The sequence below is a fragment of the Endozoicomonas sp. SESOKO3 genome, from assembly GCF_024606255.1.
Genome location: NZ_JAHHPR010000055.1, coordinates 1 through 1401 on the forward strand (window position 1 = coordinate 1; position 1401 = coordinate 1401).

Genomic DNA, 1401 nt, shown 5'->3' on the forward strand with positions numbered 1-1401 from the left:
ACCGCACTGCGTAACAGACGGGTAGTGATTTGCAGGTTCCCTGACACTATCAGTTATTACTGTTTTAACCACTACCTCAAGTACAGGATTACCTTCATGGCAGCAGTTTTTTATAGCGTCCAAATTGCAGCAGCGCTGCCAGCACCTTATTATTGAAAGGCTTATTGACATGCATTTGCTGCAGCCTGAAATGATGATTTGTTATTGAGTTCTTGTCCAGGCAGCTATTAATGTAATCAGTCAGGGCTTGATCGGAAGGGTCAAGCGCTGCGAGCAACGCCTTTTTCTCAATACCACCCAGTTTTTCTGCCTTATGTAACAGGCTCATAATGGTGACTGGCCTCAAATGCAAAGGCGATGGTTGAGGGTCTGCCCATACAAAACTCAATGCTCCATTTTCAAAGCCTTCGGTCCTTATCTTGTCAATATAAGAGAGTGCCTCTGCATAGCGGCCTTTCCTGACAAAGTTTGACAATGTTTTAAGGACTTCATTCTCGGCACCCTTTCTTTCCATCTGCAGCTTGCAGGAAAAGGCCAGGGCTTTTAAAGCCTCCAGTGGCACTCCCATGTCCTGAGCCACTGGCGTATTTCCATAGGGAAGGAGAGAAAGATGGGCCTGGCCATTTTGCAACAGGGTCGAGGTCAGATTGGCGCCTTCACTTAACACCGGGAACCGGGAGCTTTGCACCAGTTTATTGAAACTTTGCCGTGGCAAACTGGGCATAAGACACAGTAACCATTGGCTCTTGACCGTGGCCCTCAAAGAGGCCCAGTCCTGCTGATCCCGAAAGTCAATCAGTGTAAAGCCTGTGGTGCTCGCGATTTCTTTTAACGAACTCGTTCCACTTTCATCCATATATTCATCTCCCTCTCTATCTTTATCCCTGAAAGCGCTGACCGTGGTGGTCACCACCACTGGGAGAGCATCCGCCAGCTGATCCTGATTCATTTTAATAGCACTAAGCCAATTGGTTAGTATCGTTTTTTTATACTGCCGCGGAACAGTATGCAAACCATAAACTACCGCAGTTTGTATTTTCCCGTTGGTAGATAAATCACAAAGCTCATCAATCGCAGAGATTAATGTTGCTTGATGGCTATCGACGGATTCAGTGGATATTTCCGTTCCCTGTGGTTGCAGATCATCGCTGGGGATAATGGAGTTTGCCGGTAGATGCAAAGGGATGATATTACAATCAGGCATTGCATCCTTGTCGTAAATGGAAGTTGTGGGAGATTTATCGATGAAAGTAGATCTCGAAAAATTGCAAGGCTGTGACCACTGAGGGTATTCGTTATTTTTATCATTCATTTTAACCGATGCTTTGGTATCCGAATACATCGTTTCGTGTTCAGAAAAAAAACGATAGGGTTTTAAAGTAATGTAGGATTCTTGTATGT

The 1401-nt window shown here is 45.1% G+C and carries 1 protein-coding gene; it reads right to left on the reverse strand.

What is annotated here, in order from left to right:
- Window positions 1-94 precede the first annotated feature (94 nt).
- Window positions 95-1401 (reverse strand): hypothetical protein (locus KDK18_RS00905; RefSeq protein ID WP_257252519.1); only part of this gene is annotated, 1307 nt, incomplete at its 5' end.